This window comes from Streptomyces sp. NPDC127595 (assembly GCF_042671685.1).
Classification (GTDB): domain Bacteria; phylum Actinomycetota; class Actinomycetes; order Streptomycetales; family Streptomycetaceae; genus Streptomyces.
Genome location: NZ_JBHXWK010000003.1, coordinates 557,656 through 575,461, shown reverse-complemented (window position 1 = coordinate 575,461; position 17,806 = coordinate 557,656). Strand labels below are relative to the sequence as shown.

Here is a 17,806-nt window from a genome sequence, read left to right as displayed (position 1 = left end):
TGGAATGGCTTTGGGGAAAGGTGGATGACGGTGGGCAACGATCAGGCCCCGAATTCCGCGGGGAATCCGGGGCCCAGGTGGCTGGCGACGAGGTGCGCACAAGCCCGTGGCGGCCGGCGGCCGCCCAGCGCGCTGACCAGGCTCTACGCCTCTGCCGCCGCCTTCGCGGCGATGTCCGTACGGTGCTGCGAACCGTCGAGACCGATGCGGGCGACCGCCGCGTACGCGCGTTCGCGGGCCTCGGTGAGATCGGTGCCGGTCGCCGTGACGGAGAGCACACGGCCACCCGCACTGACGACCGAGTCGCCGTCGCGCCTCGTCCCGGCGTGCAGGACGTACGCGTGCGGGGCGTCCTGGGCGGCCACCTCGTCGAGCCCGGTGATCGGGTCGCCGGTGCGCGGGGTGTCCGGATAGTTGTGCGAGGCGACGACCACGGTGACGGCCGCGGCGTCGCTCCAGCGCAGGGGCTCCAGGTCGGCGAGGGTGCCGTTCGCAGCGGCCAGCAGCACCCCGGAGAGGGGCGTCTTCAGGCGGGCGAGGACCACCTGGGTCTCGGGGTCGCCGAAGCGGGCGTTGAACTCGATGACCCGTACGCCCCGGCTGGTGATCGCCAGACCCGCGTACAGAAGGCCGGAAAACGGGGTACCGCGGCGGCGCAGCTCGTCGACGGTCGGCTGGAGGACGGTCTCCATGACCTCCTCGACGAGCTTCGGGTCGGCCCAGGGCAGGGGCGAGTACGCGCCCATGCCGCCGGTGTTCGGACCCTCGTCGCCGTCCAGCGCGCGCTTGAAGTCCTGGGCGGGCTGCAGCGGGACCACTGTCTCGCCGTCCGTGATCGCGAAGAGGGAGACCTCGGGACCGTCCAGGAACTCCTCGATGACGACGCGATCGCAGGCGTTGGCGTGGTCACGGGCCTTCGCGAGGTCGTCGGTCACGACGACACCCTTGCCGGCCGCGAGCCCGTCGTCCTTCACGACGTACGGGGCACCGAAGGCGTCGAGCGCCTCCTCGACCTCATCCGGCGTCGTACAGACGTACGATCGTGCCGTCGGGACGCCCGCCCCCGCCATCACATCCTTGGCGAAGGCCTTGGAGCCCTCCAGCTCCGCCGCCTCCTTGGAGGGGCCGAAAGCCGGGATGCCCGCCGCGCGCACGGCATCGGCGACCCCCGCGACAAGCGGGGCCTCCGGGCCCACGATCACCAGCTCGGCGCCGAGCTCCGTGGCCAGCGCGGCCACAGCGGCGCCGTCGAGGGCGTCGACCGCGTGCAGCTCGGCCACCTCCGCGATGCCTGCGTTCCCGGGGGCGCAGTACAGGGCGGTGACGTCGGGGTCGAGGGACAGGGAACGGCACAGGGCGTGTTCACGGGCGCCACTACCGATGACAAGGACCTTCACGGGGGTCAGCCTATCCGCCGGGGGTGGGTGCCTTTGTGGGGGCCGCTGGAGGGGGGTGAGGCATGGGGAATGGGAGACGGCCGCCCGTCACCCCTCACCTATTACTCGTCGCCCGTTCCTCGTCCCCCAATTACTCGTTCGAGAACTCCTCCACCACCGTCGCTCCCAACTCGCGGACGATCAGGTCGTAACCCGAGAGGGCGGACTCGACGAGGTCGGGGTCATCGTCCTCGGGAGTGTCGTCCTCGGGGGCGACCGGGGGCGGTTCGGGAGCGGCGGGAACCGGGGTGGATGCGGAGGCGGGTGCCACCGGAGCGTGGCTCGCGGACGGGCCCGGTGACGGGGAGGGGTGGGGCGGCGGGGCCGACGGCTGCTGAGGTGCGGGGTAGGGGGCTGCCGGCGCCCCGCCATAACCCCCGCCCGCGCCTCCGCCTCCGCCATAACCTCCGCCGGCCGGAGCGGGCGGCATCGAGCCTCCCGAACCACCCGGGCCACCTGCGCCGCCTGCGCCGCCCGAGGTGTCGACGATGGCGTCGATCTTCCACTGCACGTTGAACTGCTCGGACAAGGCCTGGCGCAGCACCTCTTCGCTGCCGCTGCTGGCGAAGTTGTCCCGGGCGCCCGCGTTCACGAAGCCGATCTGCAGAGTCGTACCGTCGAATCCGGTCACCTGCGCGTTCTGGCTGAGCAGGATCCAGGTGAACCGGCGACGGTTCTTGACCGCCTCCAGGATGTTCGGCCAAAGCATGCGGGGGTCGGGGCCGCCGCCGACGGGAGGTTGGACGGCCGGGGAGACGGCGGCAGGAGCCGGTGCGGATGCCGCCGCGGCCGGCGTCGACTGCGCCGGAGCCGTGGGCACGCCCGGTGGTGGCTGCCCCCCGCCCGTGGGCGCCGCCGTCGGCCACCCACCGGGACGCCGGCCACTGCCCGCGGCCGTCGGGGTGGGCCAGGAGCCGGGCGCGCCGCCCGACGGAGCGGGGGTCGTGGGCGAAGTGGCGGGAGCCGCAGGAGGTGCCGGAGGCGCAGGAGTCTGCGGTTGCTCAGCTACAGGAGGAGCGGCCGCGGGAGGAGCGGCATAGGTGGCCGCGGGAGGAGCGACTGGGGCGGCCGGTTCGGTGACCGGCTCGGGCCCCGCCGCGCGCACCGCAGCCCGCGCCGCTGCGACTCCGCCCCCCGGAGGAACGGCCTGTCCGGTGGGAACGGCCTGACCCGCAGAGACCGGAGCCCCACCCTGCGCAAGCCCATGCCCCTGCGCAAGCCCATGCCCCTGCCCCTGCCCCTGCCCACTTCCAATCGCGTGTCCGTGCGCGTCAGCCCCAGGGACGTACCCCATGGCTGGGCTGCCACCGCCACCGGAGAAATTCACGCCTCGCTCGATACGGTCCAGCCGGGCCATGACGGACCGCTCGTCGCCGTACGCGGCGGGGAGCAGCACGCGCGCGCAGATGAGTTCGATCTGGAGGCGCGGCGAGGTGGCGCCACGCATCTCTGTCAGTCCGTCATTGACGAGATCGGCGGCGCGGCTCAGCTCGGCGGCGCCAAAAACGCCCGCCTGGGCCTGCATCCGCTCCACCACGTCGACAGGGGCGTCGATGAGTCCCTTCTCGGCGGCGTCGGGCACGGCCGCGAGGATCACGAGATCCCGCAGTCGCTCCAGCAGGTCGGCGACGAACCGCCTCGGATCATTACCGCCCTCGATGACCCGGTCCACGACCTCGAAGGCCGCGGCGCCGTCCCCCGCGGCGAAGGCCTCGACGACGGAATCGAGCAGCGAGCCGTCCGTGTACCCGAGCAGCGAGGTGGCCATGGCGTAGGTCACGCCGGCCTCACCCGCGCCCGCGAGCAGCTGGTCCATGACGGACATGGAGTCACGCACGGACCCGGCACCGGCCCGCACCACCAGCGGCAGCACCCCGTCCGCGACGGGAATGCCCTCCTGTCCACAGACCTCGCCCAAGTACTCCCGAAGGGTCCCTGGCGGCACCAGCCGGAACGGGTAGTGGTGGGTCCGCGACCGAATCGTCCCGATGACCTTCTCGGGCTCGGTGGTGGCGAAGATGAACTTCAGATGCTCGGGCGGCTCTTCGACGACCTTCAGCAGCGCGTTGAACCCGGCCGACGTGACCATGTGGGCCTCGTCGATGATGTAGATCTTGTACCGGCTGCCCGCGGGCCCGAAGAAGGCCTTCTCGCGCAGGTCACGGGCGTCGTCGACGCCACCGTGCGACGCGGCGTCGATCTCGATGACGTCGATCGAACCGGGCCCGTTCCTCGCCAGGTCCCGGCAGGACTGGCACTCCCCGCAGGGTGTTGGTGTCGGCCCCTGCTCGCAGTTCAGGCACCGGGCCAGAATCCGCGCGCTGGTGGTCTTCCCGCACCCGCGCGGGCCGCTGAACAGGTACGCGTGATTGACCCGGTTGTTCCGCAGCGCCTGCTGCAACGGGTCGGTTACATGCTCCTGCCCGATGACCTCGGCGAACGACTCCGGGCGATAGCGGCGGTACAGCGCGAGAGACGACACGCATACGAGGTTATAGGCGCCCACTGACAACAGGGACCGCCCGGAGACCCGGGCCCCTGCCCGCACCCGTACAAGCCCCGTACAAGTAGTGGAAGCCAAGTGGTGGAAGCAAACGCAAGCGCCCCCCACGCACCCGCCAGAGCCAACCTACCCTTGCTGCCTTCCGGCCCTGGGGGAGTTCAGTCAGATAGCGCCACGTGAGGGGCTCCGCACAGGGTACAGGATCTGAGCGGGGGGAACGAGTTCGCGAGCACTCCTCAACGTCTTGTATTGTTTGCCGCGGAGGATTCGCCTAGTGGCCTAGGGCGCACGCTTGGAAAGCGTGTTGGGGGCAACCCCTCACGAGTTCGAATCTCGTATCCTCCGCCAGTGCCTCACCGGGCACTAACGTCGAAGGGCCCCACCGCAAGGTGGGGCCCTTCGACGTTTTCCGTCTCGTTACATCGGTCTCTGTCCCAGTTGGCCTTCCGTCTCAGTCAGTTGCCGGCGGCGGCTCCCACGGGATGTCGCCGACCTGCTGCGCCCGCCCAGTCAGGTTGACTCGTCAAGTGAGCGGAGTTGGATACCGTCGCAGCGATGAGTCTGACGGCGCCCACGGGTCTACCTCCTGACCGAGACAACCAACTCATCGGGAGTACGTCATGGGCCTCATCCACGTCGAGATGTTCGCAACCCTCGATCTCGTCGGGCAGGCTCCCGGCGGCCCTGAGGAGGACCCGGCGGAGTTCCCCTTCGGCGGCTGGCAGGCGCCCCTGATCGACGAGGTCGCCGGAGCCCAGATCGGTGCCGCGTACGAGGGCACGGACGCCCTTCTGCTCGGCCGGCGGACGTATGACATCTTCGCCGCCTACTGGCCCCACCAGAAGGGCGGCGAGGACAACGAGATCGCCACCCTCTTCAACAGCGTCCCGAAGTACGTGGCCTCCCGCGGCAAGCCCGACCTCCCCTGGGCCGGGTCCACACACCTCGGCCCGGATCTGGCCGACGCAGTGCGCGAGATCCGCGACCGGCACGAGAACGTGAAGGTCGTCGGAAGCCTGAACCTGGTGCAGACCCTCCTGCGCGAGAAGCTCCTCGACCGCCTCGACCTCTGGGTGCACCCGATCGTGCTCGGCGTCGGGAAGAAGGTGTTCGACGGCGGCGCCGTGCCTACGAACCTCACCCTCCTCGAACCGCCGGTCGCCAGCCCGAAGGGCACCGTGTACCTCCGCTACGGACTCGCCGACGGCACCCCCAGCACCGGGGACATGAGCGCACCCGACCGCGGCGTCGGACGCGACGCCGACTAAGACCGTGCCCTACGTGGTGAGGCGGACGTTGAGCCGTATATGGGGCGGGGTACGTGGAGTTGGATTGTTCCGGACGGGCTGTGGGAGATCGCGAAGCCGCTGATCCCGCCGTCGAGAGTGCGACCGCAGGGCGGCGGAACGCAGGACACGCCTGATGAGACGCTGTTCGCGGCCATCATCTACGTCCTGGTCAGCGGCTGCGCCTGGCGAGGCTTGCCGCCGTGCTTCGGTATATCCAAGTCGACCGCACACCGCCGGTTCCTGATCTGGTCGAGAGCTGGCGTCTGGGGCCGCCTGCACGAAGCCGTACTGCGCCACCTCGACGACGCCGGCCTCATCGACGTCACCCGCATCGTCCTCGACACCGCCCACGTCAGAGCTAAAAATGGGGCGAACACACAAGTCCCAACCCCGTGGACCGGGGCAGCGCCTACACGCCGACAAAGCCTACGACCACGCCAGCCTGCGGAAATGGCTGCGCGGCAAGCGCATCGGAGTCCGGATCGCGCGCAAAGGCATCGAGTCCAGCGAACGGTTGGGGCACCGCAGGTGGGTGATCGAGCGCACGATGTCCTGGCTGTCCGGCTACCGCAGGCTCAGTCCCCGTTATGAGCGTCATCCCCGCAACTACCTGGCCTTCCTCGGTCTCGCCGCCGCCCTCTGCTGCTACAAACGGTTCGTCCGCCTCACCACGTAGGACACGGTCTAAGGCACGGCTCAAGGGCGAGAGACCTCGGCAAGCACCGAGGCCTCTCGTAGTGTCCGTACCGCAATGCCCGTGGGATCTCCCAGGTCAGAGCGCCTCCTTCGACGGAGTGATCAGCTCCCCGAACTTACGTACTGGAGGCAACACACTCCAGGGTGAGATGATCCACTCTGGGCGCGGCCCTAGCCGTGCCACTCTTGTGCCAGAACAGCCGGGAACTCACGGGGAATTAGGGTGGGCAGGGGTGTGCACCGCCAGACTCCGTCCAAGGCAGAGAATCCCCAGATCACACGCGTGGCCGCCCAACCTCGCTCGTAAAGCGGTGATCACGCGTCGGGTGTGCCGGGCGCGAGACCGGGAGCGTCAAGGCGTAGCACGAGTGCACGTAGGGCCCTGAGTTCGACGTCCAGGGCCTGCGCACCTTCACGGGTGAGGGATACCCATGTTCGGGGGCGTCGACCGGCATAGCCCTTCTCCACCGTGATCATTCCGGACTCCTCCAGCACCTTCAGGTGCCGGGAGAGATTTCCGTCGGTGACGGCCAGTTGCTTCTTCAGGAAGCTGAACTCGACCCGGTCAGCTTCGCGAGCAACAGTGAGGACACCGAGCCGCACGCGCTGGTGGACGGTGTCGTCCAGCGCCTGGGTGGGATGCAGTTCCTCTTGGTCGTGCTGCGCAGCGGTCGAGTCTTCGACGCTCATGAGGCGACCGTACCCGCAGCTCCGACACCGGGCGCGCGGCGGCGGACCGCTGTCCACTCGCACAGACCGGCGAGAAGCAGTACGGCAGCGAGCAGAAAGGCCTTGACCTGCGGTCCGTCGGCCCAGCCGGGGTGGGTGGGGTGCTGCCAGGGAAGCCATCCACTACCCCAGGAGGCTCCTAGGTACCCCGTGAGCAGCAGGGCGTGAGCGATGCCGGCCGCCGCGACGATCCAACTGCGTTCGGCAATGCCGAGGGCGAGAAGTCCGATGCCGACCAGATACCACGGGGAGGCGTAGCTGTTCTCCAGCAGCACGGCCTCCCACGGCTGATCCTTGCCGAACAGCAACGCCACCAGAGCTGCCGTGATCACAGTGGTGGCTGCGGCAGTCGCTCGGACCCACATGCCACGCCGCGGGACGACCCCCCGGGCCTCGCCGCGCAGGCGGTACCAGCGGGCGAAGACGAACCATGCGAGGGGGAGGAGCGCAAACCACACGCCCCATGCCGCGAAGCGCAGGACGGCTCCGTCGAACTCGCCCTTCAGACAGGGTGTTCCCGGTTCGTGGACGACGCACAGGCCGGTCAGCTCGGCGTAGGCAAAGAGCGGATAGGACCCGATGTCGCGCCCATGGGCTCCGAAGTTGAAGGCGTACCGGGCGACCGGAATGGCCGCCAGTGCAAGGAGCCCGAAGCCAAGGAGGGGAGTCCAGGCTCCGTTGGTCTGCGTGCGGGTCCTCGCTCGAAGGCCTTCCGTCGCAGCCAACAAGGCGGCCGCGGCCGCCCTCGGTTCTGATCCCGCGCTGTTCAGTGCGGATGTCCCCATCTGTCCCCCTTGTAGCCGGCGCTCTGGCAGCGCTCGTGAGCGGATCGCCAGATGGCCGCCCGCCGAGAGTTAACTTTGCGATGCAAAGTACATGGCAGTCAAGAGTAAGCCGTGTACTGACAACAACAAGAGGGCCTTCCACGGAGCAACGCCGAGCAGGCCGGCCGATAGCCCGAAGAGGCGTCCGCGACGGCTCCGCTCGCAGTTCAAGGCAAAGAGGTCGTGCCAGAAGCGTGCCAGGTTGCACGGGGAATCGAACGACGGCCCACCAGGGGCTCCAGAACCCTTTGCCGCAGGTCAGTAAGCCAGCGGAGGCCAGGAGTCCCGAGCTTCCCAAGCTGAGAGCGTCCCGTTCCACTTCGGCGGACACCTCTCGTGGCGTCAATACAGTGCCTCTCATGGACTGGACTGCACCCCTGAGTGCCATAGCCGGTGCGCTTGTCGGCATCGTCGCAACGTTCGTCGTGGACCGAGACCGATGGAAACGCGCCCAACAGGCCGATGCACAGACCGTTCTGCGCGAGACCTTCGTGACCTACCTCGCCCACTTGGCCCGCGCGACCGAGGGCATCCGTTTTGCCGCCGAGGCAACCTACGACATGCCGGAAGAACGCAAGCGTGCAGTCCGCGCGGCATTCTCCGAGTCTGGTCTGTTCGAGCAGCGCTTCGGCCTGACGATGCTCGCTCCGCCGCAGGTAGTGGAGTTGGGCGTCGACGCGTTCCGCAGCGTCCGTACGCTACGTGATCTTCTTGCAGATGGTGCGCAAGTCACTGACGGGCCCTTCCAGACGGCGCAATACACTTACTACAAGGCCGTCCAGGCCGCAGCAGCGGCCATGCGCCAGGAGCTTGGCATCCCCGAGCTCCCGTTCATCCCCCTGGCATCCAGCCACGATGAACACGGCCAGACACAGGCCTGAGCACCAGAGTCCGCGTGGCTGTCATAGCCTGCCGCTCCGTCTCAGTTTCCGTCTCATTCAGCGCCGTTCACGGTCGTTCGGACGAGACCGAAGTCGGTAGCCGCTCCCGCATCTGACCGCCCATGAACCCAGGTGAACGCCCCCGCATACACCCCAAGTCCTCACCACCACAGTTGGAAAGCGTGTTGAGGGCAGCCCCACGCGAGTTCGGATCTCGTATCCTCCGCCAGTGCCTCACCGGGCACGACTTGAAGGGCGCCCCACCGTTCGCGGTGGGGCCCTCCGACGGTGTCCGTGTCAGTCGGCCGTCCTAGGTCGGATGTTGGCGGCTTTCAGGGCATGCCGCCAACCTGCTGGCATCAGCCCCGTGGTGCGCAGGTACCGAGGGCGCATCCGGTTCGGTATCTCCTGGGCAGCCCTACCCGTGATCAAGTCGACGACGAGAGTGGCTTTGGCGATCTCGCATGTCTTACAGGCCTTGTCCTTTCGGCTGAGGGGCGTCGGCTCCGGCGGCGCCACCGCGGTGGGCGCGCGCCTGTGCCGGGGGCGGCGGGATCGGGCCAAGGGGCGCCCTGTTTCGCGCGCTGCTCGCTCGGGTGTCCGGGAACTACCCCGGGATTGTCCTTGATCGGTAACGGACGCATCCCGTGGCTGCTGTTCCTCGTCCTGTCAGGTGGTCGCGAGGTGACCGGGGAATCGGCGAGGAACTGCGGGAAAGCGGGGCGGACATGGCGCGACACGTTGGCGGGCGGGGCTGGTACGGCAAGGTGCTCGGCGCGGCGCTCGGGGTGACGTTGCTCGCCTGCGGTGCCTCGATGTGGACCGCGCAGGCCGGTGCCGTGGGCGGCTCGTCGCCGAAGGTCACCGCGTCGGCCACGCCGGGCAGTGACGTCGAGGCGGTCGCGGTGACCATCGCGCACGCCTCGGACAAGGGAGCGCGCGGCGTCAACATCACCATCGACGACGGCCCCGACCCCGTGTGGACCCCTCAAGTGCTGGACGTGCTGCGGGAGTACGGGGTGAAGGCCACGTTCTGCATGGTGGGTACGCAGGCGCAGGCCTACCCGGACCTCGTGAAGGAGGTGGTCGCGGCCGGGCACCGGCTGTGCGACCACTCGGTGTCGCACGACACCACCATGGACAAGAAGTCCGAGGCCTACCAGTCGCAGCAGATCCTCGATGCCGAACGCATGATCACCGAGGCGTCCGGGGGCGTACGACCGATGTACTACCGGGCGCCGGGCGGAGCCTTCACCCCGTACAGCCGCAAGCTCGCCGCCTCCCACGGGATGCGCCCGCTGGGCTGGAACGTGGATACCAAGGACTTCGAACTGCCGGGCACCGACGCCATCGTCGCCACCGTCGAGCGGGAGCTGCCCAACGGGCCGACGCTCCTCTTCCACGACGCGGGCGGCGACCGCTCCCAGACCGTCGAGGCCCTGCGCCGGATCCTGCCCCAACTCACTGAACAGGGCTACTCCTTCGGCTTCCCGGTGCGCTGAGCTGCCGCTCTGGTCAATCCCGGCATTCAAAGAGATGACTTTCTCGCACGGGTGATCGCTTCCCAAGTCTCGGCACCCGGAACAGAATCAATCCATGTCACCAGAGGTCCAGGAGGCTCTCCGAGCGGGGGGGCTGGCAGCCAGGGCGAAGGATTGACTCGGCTGCCTGGCGCTCTCAACCGAAGCTGGAGGGCCTCCACATGCACGCAGCCGCTGAGAGCTTCCTCCAAGAGTTCGGCGGCTTGGACGTCTGGCTGAGCGGACCTGGCATCTCCTGCGCGCGCACATCCTTCGAACTGGATCCGGCACTCGCCCGAGGTGAGGGTGATCGGTTCACAGAGTGGAGTGCCTCGATCGGGCGGCACCTCTACCCACTGGGGGAGCTGGACCACGGCCGATTCTTCCTGGGTATCGACGAGTTCAGAGAGATCTACCTGGTCGAAGCCTGGCTGGCCAGCTACGGCCGGATGCCGGAGGCATTGGAAAACCTTGTCCTGGGCGTGGCTCCGGTCGACGTCACGGCTCCTGATCGGCCCTGACTACCACCGACGAACCTAGGGTCCCAGAGGGCGAGCATTCCGGCGTCGGTCGCCACTGTGGACACGGTCTCGGCAGGGCGCGGAGAGGCAGTCATCCGGGAATCCTGGCATGCGCGAAGTCCCTGCTCATGCGTCGCTTCGGGTGCCATGCTGCGCCGTTTCCTACGCGGTGCCGGGAGCATCGAGGAAGGTGAGCAGTACGGCGGCCTCCTCGCGGAGGCGTGTGGCGTGGGCGGCTTGGGCGGGTGCGGTCAGTTGCGCGGCAACCTCCAGACGCTCGGCGGCCTCGGCTCGTACGACGGACACCACCGTGCTCTCGCTCAGTTCACGGCGCGCTGCTTCGGTGGTGCCGACGCCGACCGGTGACTGTTCGAGGGCCAAGCCGCGGAGCTCCGCTTCGCCCACGGGCACGGCCTCGGCGTTGTCCAGCGCGGCAAGTGTTGCGCGCAGGGCGCTCACCGCGGCCTTGTCACGGGCGCGCATCGCTTCCGGCAGGGCTTGACGCATACGAAGACGTAGAGACATGCCGGTGACTTTATGGGGCGCGGGCACCTTGAACCCACAACGACCGTCGGCCACAAGCCATACGGTCCCCACGCGACACGGTCCCCAAGCCGCACCGTCACCAAGCCGCACCCTCCCCAAGCCACTCGGTCACCAAGCCGCACCGTCCCCAAGCCACTCGGTCACCAAGCCACACCGTCCCCAAGCCACTCGGCGGTGAGCCACACCGTCACCAAGCCACACCGTCCCCAAGCCACTCGGCGATGAGCAGTATCAGCACCCGGTCACCGCGAGCCACACCGAGTCCTGCAGCGAGCAGCCCGCTGCCGGACGCCGGGGAGGACAGCGGTTCGCCGTACGTCGGGATGCGGCGGCCGTCGGTGAACGTGGTCCGGTCGGCCGGTCGGCCGGTCGACCGGATGACCGGATGACCGGACAGCGACGCCATCAGCGTCGTAGGAGCTCGTCCCGAACTGGTGTCACCGCACAACCTTCCTTCCGGAATCCGGCGCGGACGGGCATGGTCTGACCATGAAAGCGATCAGTCAAATACCGCCCGAGGTACGGGAGTTGGCGGCCAAGGCACCGGAACCGCTCGGACCGGATTCGCTGACCTGGAAGTACCTCGGCGACTGGCGCGGCCTGCTCACCGCGCTCTGGGCAGGGTCGATGCAGAACATGCATCCCGGTCTCGGCGCCGGCGTCGAGCAGCATTCGCGGTTCTTCGAGGAACGCTGGCAGCGGCTGTTCCGCTCGCTCTATCCCATCAGCGGAGTCGTCTACGACGGCCCGCGCGCCCACCGGACCGCGCTCGAGGTACGCGGCTACCACGACCGGATCAAGGGCGTCGACGCCCAGGGCCGTCGCTACCACGCGCTCGATCCCGACACCTACTACTGGGCGCACTCCACGTTCTTCGTCAGCACGCTTCTGATCGCGGAGCACTTCGCGGGCGGCATCGGTGAGGCGGAGAAGCGCCGGCTGTTCGACGAGCATGTGCAGTGGTACCGGATGTACGGCATGAGCATGCGGCCGGTGCCGGAGAGCTGGGAGGACTTCCAGCGCTACTGGAAGCACATGTGCGTGGAGGTGCTGGAGGACAACAGGGCCACCCGGGACGTGCTCGACATAGCCGGGATCGCGAGGCCGCCGTTCCTGCCGTGGCTGCCGAACGCCCTCTGGCGTCCCGTCGGCGCGCTGATCGGGCGGACCTTCCTCTGGTTCACCATCGGGCTGTACGACCGGGAGGTCCGCGACCTGCTCGGCTTCACCTGGTCGGAGCGCGACGCCCGGCGGCATCGCGGGACCTGCCGGCTGATCAGCGCCGTCTTCAAACTCCTCCCGCACGACCGCCGCTACCACCCGCGCGCCAGGGCCGGTTGGCGTCGCGCCCGCGGCGAACCCGGGTCGGACGCCGAGCCGGTCGAGACACCCCGACGGAACCTCCCGCCACTCTCCGAGCGCGGAAAGCCGGAGCACTACGCACCGGATGTCCCATAGCCGCGCGAAGGCAACGGCGCGACCACCACACGGACTTGCGTGATCACCGTAGGGACTTGCGTGCCCACCGCACGGACTGCCTGCCCACCACATGGACTTGCCTGATCACCGCACGGACTGCCCGGTCACCGCACGGACTGCCTGCCCATCGCACGGACTTGCCCGGCCAGCGCATGGACTTGCCAGGTCACCGCACGGACTTCACCCGCAGGACAGCAAGCCCGCCCAGGACAGCGAGGACGGTGGCGGTCGGGAAGATCAGCGCGTACGAGTCGGTGCTCACCACGATCGCACCGGCCACCGCGGGAGCCAGGATCTGCGGAGCGGTGGAGGCGAAGTTGACGACGCCCAGATCCTGGGCGTAGGAGGCGGACCGGGGAAGGACCTGGGTGATGAGCGCGGTGTCGACGGCCTCGAAGCAGCCGAAGGCCAGTGCGACGAGGACCGTCATGACCAGGTATCCCGTGAGGGTCGGGCTGATGAGCGGGATCAGCATCGCGCCGCCCAGCGCTGTGGCCGCGCAGGCCACGAAGATCTTGCGGCGCCCGATCCGGTCGGACACGATGCCCGCCGGGACGGTGGAGAGGCAGATGCAGAGGGCCGCGATACCGGCCACGACGGGGACGACGTCGACCGCGTCGTCCCCCAGTCCTATGTAGTCGTCGAGCAGGTAGAGGCTGTAGGCCTGTACGAGGAAGAAGCCGGTATAGGTGAGGGTGCGGCTGGCGAACGCCCACCAGAAGTCCGGGTGTTCCTTGGGGGACACGAGGAAGGACCGCCACCCTCGCGTCGGCGCGGACGTCGATGTCTGCCCCTGCGCCGGCGCACACATCGACGTCTGCGTCTGCCCCTGCCCCTGCCCCTGCCCCTGCCCCTGCCCCTGCGTCGGATCGTGCCGGACACGGCCCACCGACCGGTTGTCGGGGTCGGGTGCGATGAACAGCCGCGTTCCGGCGAGCGCCACCGGTATCAGGCCGAGGACGAGGTAGGCGACGCCGTAGTCGGACGAGATCACCGAGCCGAGCACGGTTCCGAAGACGGAACCGAGCATCATGCCGAGACCGAGGGCGGAACTGAACCGGCCTCGCCGTTCGGCCGGCACCCGGTCGGGCAGCACGGCGGCCAGCGGTCCCTGCGCGGCGCTCAGCACGAACTCCGAGGCGACGTACAGGACGGCGAGCGTGGCCAGTGACCCGGCGCCGCCCATCCCCCACAGAAACGGGACGGCAAGGACGCTGCCGCCCACGATGAAGGGCGTACGGCTCCCCGAGCGGGTACGCGTCCGGTCGGACAGCGCCCCGGCGAGCGGCTGCGCCACCATGGCGGCGGCCGCGCCGAGAAGGGTGAACAGGCTCAGGACTCCGGCCTTGCGGTCGTCGCCCACGAGGTCCTGGACCTGGAGCGCGAGCAGCACACCCGGCACCGCGCCGTACACGACGGAGATGCCGAACTGGGAGGTGCTGATGGACACCATCAGGCGAAGAGGCGCGGTATCGGTACGCGAACTGTCCGCGGACGCGCTGCGCACCTGCGGGAGGGGAGAGGGCGAGGCAGGCAAGGCGTCTCCAACGAAGTCGGGGGATACGGCGCGGGAGGCGTGCTGTCGAGGTGCGTGCGGGGCCGTGCACTCTCGCCGGTACGCATCCACGTCGTCGCCGGATCCCGTACCTGCACGTTCGGGGCTGAATTTCGACAACACCGTATCCATAATGAGTCGGGCAGGTAAATGGGCGCGTAAGCATCGCTTCCGGCAGGCCGACGGCACACCCGTACCTCACCGCACACAGCCCGAAGGGCCCCACCGCGAACGGTGGGGCCCTTCAGCGTTCTCCGACCAATCAGGGCAGGTCCTGGACGACAACCAGGCGACTACTCCCAGCCGATGACCTTGAAGTCCTTGTCGACGAAGATGTGGTGCGGCCAGTTGACGCCGACGTTGTGGACCTCGTACTCGCCGCCGCTCAGTTCCACCACGCGGTTGGTGACACCTCCGGGCACGACGGCCTGTGCGGCCGTTACCGCCTTGTCGGCCACGGTCCCGGCGAGGATCGTCCCCTCTCCCTCGGTGTACTCCGGGATCGTGCCGACCGACTTCGCCGGTGACGGCGTCCCCTGCTCGAAGGGGACCACCCCTGCCGCCGCGGCGGCCGCGACTCCGCCGTCACCCTTGGGCTGCACGATGACCTGCGTGGCCTCGATGGTCGCGCTGTCGACCGTCCCCAGGACGAGGACGCTCGCGCCCTCCTGCACGGCCTTCGCGGTGGTGCGGTCGGCGCCCTTCGTGTACGTCGTGGTGGACGCCACGTCGACGGTCACCACCACGCCGGTCGCCGTCGAGAAGGTGAAGCCCGTGGTGGACGTGGTGTCGACGATGCCGGTCGCGCCTCCCTCGGAGGGATCGGCCACGGGGCCTCCCGTGGGCGTCGCCGTGACATCCAGGGGCGTCACGGAAGCCGCCGAGGCGGACGTGCCACCGGCGAGTCCGGCCACCGCGCAGGTCAGTCCGGCGGCCACGATCAGCCCGCCGGTCTTCTTCGACAGCAGCCGCCGTGCGTGCGTCCGACGGGTCTTCACGGCCAGGGCCGCCGGGGCGGGCTCGGTGGACGAGTTGCTGGTGGGGTCGTACTCGTTCATGACGACATTCCTCATCGCTGTGGGGGGAGATAACTGCGCTGAGACTGAACGCCGTTCATACGAGGAGGCTGTGGGTGCCCTTAAGAACTCCTTGCAATAGTCAGCGACATCGTCACCCACTCGTTCCCCGGATTTAACGCACGACGTCTTGGCACCCAGGATCTACGCGCGTAACTTGAGCCGACTCCCCACACCAGCCACTCCATGTGCCGCCCGCCGGTGGCGCGTTGCCGTTCGTGATGTACGAGGAGACAGTCGGCGTGTCCAGAACTCCACACAGCAGACCCCGTTGGCGCCATCTCGCCTACCCGCTCCTCTCGACGGGAGTGACCGGGGCGTTCGTTCTGACCGCGGTGCCCGCCGCCTCCGCGGTGCCTTCCACCGGCGCGTTGATCGCCGAGGTATACGGCGGCGGGGGCAACTCGGGTGCGACGCTCACCCGGGACTTCATCGAGCTCGGCAACGCCGGTTCGGCGTCGCAGGACCTGTCGGGCTACAGCGTGCAGTACCTGCCCGGTACGCCGTCCGCGTCCTCCCAGTGGGGAGTGACCGCGCTCAGCGGCTCCGTCGCACCCGGCAAACGCTTCCTGATAGCCGAGTCGGCGGGCACCGGCGGGACGACCGCGCTGCCCACCCCGGACGCGACCGGCACGCTCGCGATGAGCGCGACCACCGGCACGATCGCCCTGGTCTCCGGCACCACGGCACTCACCTGCAAGACCGCCGCGGACTGTGCGGCCGACAGCCGGATCGTCGACCTGGTGGGCTACGGCACGGCGGTCGTACGGGAGGGCAGCGGCCCGGTGACCGGCGCCTCCAACACCGCCTCCGTCGCACGCGCCGCGTCCCTGACGGACACCGACGACAACGCCACCGACCTCACCGCGGGCGCACCCACCCCGTTCAACTCGGCAGGTGAGACGGCCGGTTCGGGCGGCGACGACGGTGGCGGCGACGACGGCCCGACCGAGCCCGGCACCGTCCGGGTCCACGACATCCAGGGGACCACCCGGCTGTCCCCGCTCGCCGGGCAGACGGTCACCCGCGTACCGGGCATCGTCACCGGCGTACGTACGACGGGCTCGAAGGGCTACTGGCTCCAGGACCCGGCGCCCGACACCGACGCCCGCACCAGCGAGGGCGTGTTCGTATACACCGGCTCGGCCACTCCGACCGTGAAGGTCGGCGACAGCGTGCTGGCCACCGGCAAGGTCAGCGAGTACTACCCGAGCAGCACCAGCCAGTCGGTCACCGAGATCACCACGCCCACCACCAAGGTGCTCTCCGGCGGCAACCCGCTGCCCGCGGCCGTCACCCTGGACGCCACCACCGTCCCCGACGCCTACACGCCCACCGCCGCGGGCGGCAGCATCGACTCCCTCGCCCTCGAACCGGCCGCGTACGCACTGGACTTCTACGAGTCCCTGGAGGGCGTGCGCGTCGCGGCCACCGACACCCGCGTGGTCGGTGCGACGACGGCGTACGACGAGGTGTGGGTGACCGTGAAGCCGGGCGAGAGCCCGACCCCGCGCGGCGGCACGCTGTACTCCTCGTACGACCAGCCCAACACCGGCCGTATCAAGGTGATGTCGATCGACGACACCGCCACCTTCCCCGTGGCGAACGTCGGTGACGTGCTCACCGGCACCACGGCCGGCCCGCTCGACTACTCCACGTACGGCGGCTACAACCTCCAGGCCACCCAGCTCGGCACGCTCGCCGCGAAGGGGCTCAAGCCCGAGACCACGCGGAAGCAGCAGAGCAAGGAGCTGGCGGTCGCCACGTACAACGTGGAGAACCTGGACGCGCTCGACGAGCAGGCGAAGTTCGACCGGCTGGCCGGCGGTGTCGCGGTCAGCCTCAACTCCCCCGACATCGTGGCCCTGGAGGAGATCCAGGACGACAACGGCGCCACGAACGACGGCACCGTCACCAGCGAGGCGACGCTGACCCGGTTCACCGACGCGATCGTCGCGGCGGGCGGCCCCCGCTACTCGTGGCGCTATGTCACGCCGGAAAACAACCAGGACGGCGGCGAGCCCGGCGGCAACATCCGCCAGGTCTTCCTCTTCAACGCCAAGCGGGTCTCCTTCACCGACCGGCCGGGCGGCGACGCCACCACCGCGACCAGTGTGGTGAAGACCCGCAAGGGCGCGCAGCTCACCTACTCGCCGGGCCGGATCGACCCCGCGAGCGACGCGTGGGACGCGAGCCGCAAGCCGCTGGTGGGCGAGTTCACCTTCCGGGGCGAGCAGGTCTTCGTGATCGCCAACCACTTCACGTCCAAGGGCGGCGACGAGCCGCTGCACGGCAGCGACCAGCCGCCCGCCCGCAGCTCGGAGACACAGCGCAACGCCCAGGCCGCCGAGGTCAACACCTTCGTCAAGAGCCTGCTCGCCGCCGACAGAAGCGCCAAGGTGGTGGTGCTGGGCGACCTGAACGACTACGAGTTCTCCCAGACCGTGACCACGCTCACCGCCGACCGGGTGCTCACCCCGCTGATCAAGACGCTTCCCAAGGCGCAGCGCTACACCTACGTGTACGACGGCAACTCGCAGACCCTGGACCACATCCTGACCAGCCCTGCCGTCACCGCGTTCGACTACGACATCGTGCACATCAACGCAGAGTTCGCCGACCAGGCGAGCGACCACGACCCGCAGATCGTCCGTATCGACATCAGCAAGTGCGGAAAGCGGTAACCCGTTCGCCTATGGGCGCTTCGAGTGCCCGGTGATCTCTCGCCGTGCCGTCCCCCTCGCCCGGGGA

14 protein-coding genes, 1 tRNA gene, 1 other RNA gene and 1 pseudogene are annotated in these 17,806 nt (G+C 69.0%); 8 read left to right on the top strand and 9 right to left on the bottom strand.

The window, feature by feature from the left end; genetic code table 11:
* Positions 1–143 precede the first annotated feature (143 nt).
* The 3 genes from purD to ffs all read right to left on the bottom strand — a co-directional run bounded on the left by purD (position 144) and on the right by ffs (position 4,128).
* Complete coding sequence (purD, locus tag ACFVKT_RS13645) at positions 144–1,397, bottom strand: phosphoribosylamine--glycine ligase (RefSeq protein WP_385730853.1); 1,254 nt, start codon at positions 1,395–1,397, stop codon at positions 144–146.
* A 130-nt stretch (positions 1,398–1,527) separates the two neighbouring features.
* Positions 1,528–3,918, bottom strand: coding sequence for a DNA polymerase III subunit gamma and tau (locus ACFVKT_RS13640; RefSeq protein WP_385730851.1), 2,391 nt, complete (start codon positions 3,916–3,918; stop codon positions 1,528–1,530).
* A gap of 111 nt (positions 3,919–4,029) precedes the next feature.
* An RNA gene (gene ffs / locus ACFVKT_RS13635) (signal recognition particle sRNA small type) lies at positions 4,030–4,128 on the bottom strand.
* 71 nt (positions 4,129–4,199) lie between these two features.
* On the opposite strand from ffs, the gene ACFVKT_RS13630 reads away from it, so the two are divergent.
* The 3 genes and pseudogenes from ACFVKT_RS13630 (at position 4,200) to ACFVKT_RS13620 (ending at position 5,904) form a co-directional block, all read left to right on the top strand.
* Positions 4,200–4,287: transfer RNA gene (locus ACFVKT_RS13630), tRNA-Ser, on the top strand.
* 272 nt (positions 4,288–4,559) lie between these two features.
* Positions 4,560–5,207 (top strand): dihydrofolate reductase family protein, encoded by a 648-nt coding sequence (locus ACFVKT_RS13625; protein WP_385730849.1) that lies wholly within the window; start codon positions 4,560–4,562, stop codon positions 5,205–5,207.
* Between the two features lie 39 nt (positions 5,208–5,246).
* Positions 5,247–5,904: pseudogene (locus tag ACFVKT_RS13620) on the top strand (transposase).
* Between the two features lie 335 nt (positions 5,905–6,239).
* Here the strand turns inward: ACFVKT_RS13620 and ACFVKT_RS13615 are convergent.
* Positions 6,240–6,614, bottom strand: a complete 375-nt coding sequence (locus ACFVKT_RS13615) for a winged helix-turn-helix domain-containing protein (RefSeq protein ID WP_385730847.1) — start codon at positions 6,612–6,614, stop codon at positions 6,240–6,242.
* Entirely contained in the window at positions 6,611–7,438 is an 828-nt protein-coding gene (locus ACFVKT_RS13610) for a hypothetical protein (protein ID WP_385730845.1), read from the bottom strand. Before ACFVKT_RS13610 ends, ACFVKT_RS13615 begins: the two co-directional genes overlap by 4 nt.
* A 398-nt stretch (positions 7,439–7,836) precedes the next feature.
* Between ACFVKT_RS13610 and ACFVKT_RS13605 the strand changes: the two genes are divergently transcribed.
* The 3 genes from ACFVKT_RS13605 to ACFVKT_RS13595 all read left to right on the top strand — a co-directional run bounded on the left by ACFVKT_RS13605 (position 7,837) and on the right by ACFVKT_RS13595 (position 10,399).
* The gene (locus ACFVKT_RS13605; RefSeq protein WP_385730843.1) at positions 7,837–8,358 is read left to right on the top strand and encodes a hypothetical protein; all 522 of its coding nucleotides are present in this window, start codon (positions 7,837–7,839) and stop codon (positions 8,356–8,358) included.
* A gap of 728 nt (positions 8,359–9,086) precedes the next feature.
* Entirely contained in the window at positions 9,087–9,860 is a 774-nt protein-coding gene (locus ACFVKT_RS13600) for a polysaccharide deacetylase family protein (protein ID WP_385730841.1), read from the top strand.
* Positions 9,861–9,946: 86 nt separating this feature from the next.
* Positions 9,947–10,399: an SUKH-3 domain-containing protein gene (locus ACFVKT_RS13595; RefSeq protein WP_385731106.1), complete on the top strand. Its 453-nt coding sequence runs from the start codon at positions 9,947–9,949 to the stop codon at positions 10,397–10,399.
* 162 nt (positions 10,400–10,561) lie between these two features.
* On the opposite strand, the gene ACFVKT_RS13590 is transcribed toward ACFVKT_RS13595, so the two are convergent.
* The gene (locus ACFVKT_RS13590; RefSeq protein ID WP_385731104.1) at positions 10,562–10,882 is read right to left on the bottom strand and encodes a hypothetical protein; all 321 of its coding nucleotides are present in this window, start codon (positions 10,880–10,882) and stop codon (positions 10,562–10,564) included.
* A 250-nt stretch (positions 10,883–11,132) separates the two neighbouring features.
* A complete protein-coding gene (locus ACFVKT_RS13585; protein WP_385730839.1) occupies positions 11,133–11,351 on the bottom strand; it encodes a hypothetical protein in 219 nt (72 codons plus the stop codon).
* A gap of 83 nt (positions 11,352–11,434) precedes the next feature.
* Between ACFVKT_RS13585 and ACFVKT_RS13580 the strand changes: the two genes are divergently transcribed.
* Positions 11,435–12,403: an oxygenase MpaB family protein gene (locus ACFVKT_RS13580; protein ID WP_385730837.1), complete on the top strand. Its 969-nt coding sequence runs from the start codon at positions 11,435–11,437 to the stop codon at positions 12,401–12,403.
* A gap of 187 nt (positions 12,404–12,590) precedes the next feature.
* On the opposite strand, the gene ACFVKT_RS13575 is transcribed toward ACFVKT_RS13580, so the two are convergent.
* Positions 12,591–13,877 (bottom strand): MFS transporter, encoded by a 1,287-nt coding sequence (locus ACFVKT_RS13575; protein ID WP_385730834.1) that lies wholly within the window; start codon positions 13,875–13,877, stop codon positions 12,591–12,593.
* A 395-nt stretch (positions 13,878–14,272) separates the two neighbouring features.
* The gene (locus tag ACFVKT_RS13570) at positions 14,273–15,037 is read right to left on the bottom strand and encodes a hypothetical protein (protein WP_385730831.1); all 765 of its coding nucleotides are present in this window, start codon (positions 15,035–15,037) and stop codon (positions 14,273–14,275) included.
* A 326-nt stretch (positions 15,038–15,363) separates the two neighbouring features.
* Here ACFVKT_RS13570 and ACFVKT_RS13565 point away from each other — a divergent pair, with 326 nt between their 5' ends.
* Positions 15,364–17,739, top strand: coding sequence for an endonuclease/exonuclease/phosphatase family protein (locus ACFVKT_RS13565; RefSeq protein ID WP_385731101.1), 2,376 nt, complete (start codon positions 15,364–15,366; stop codon positions 17,737–17,739).
* The last annotated feature ends 67 nt before the right edge of the window (positions 17,740–17,806 follow it).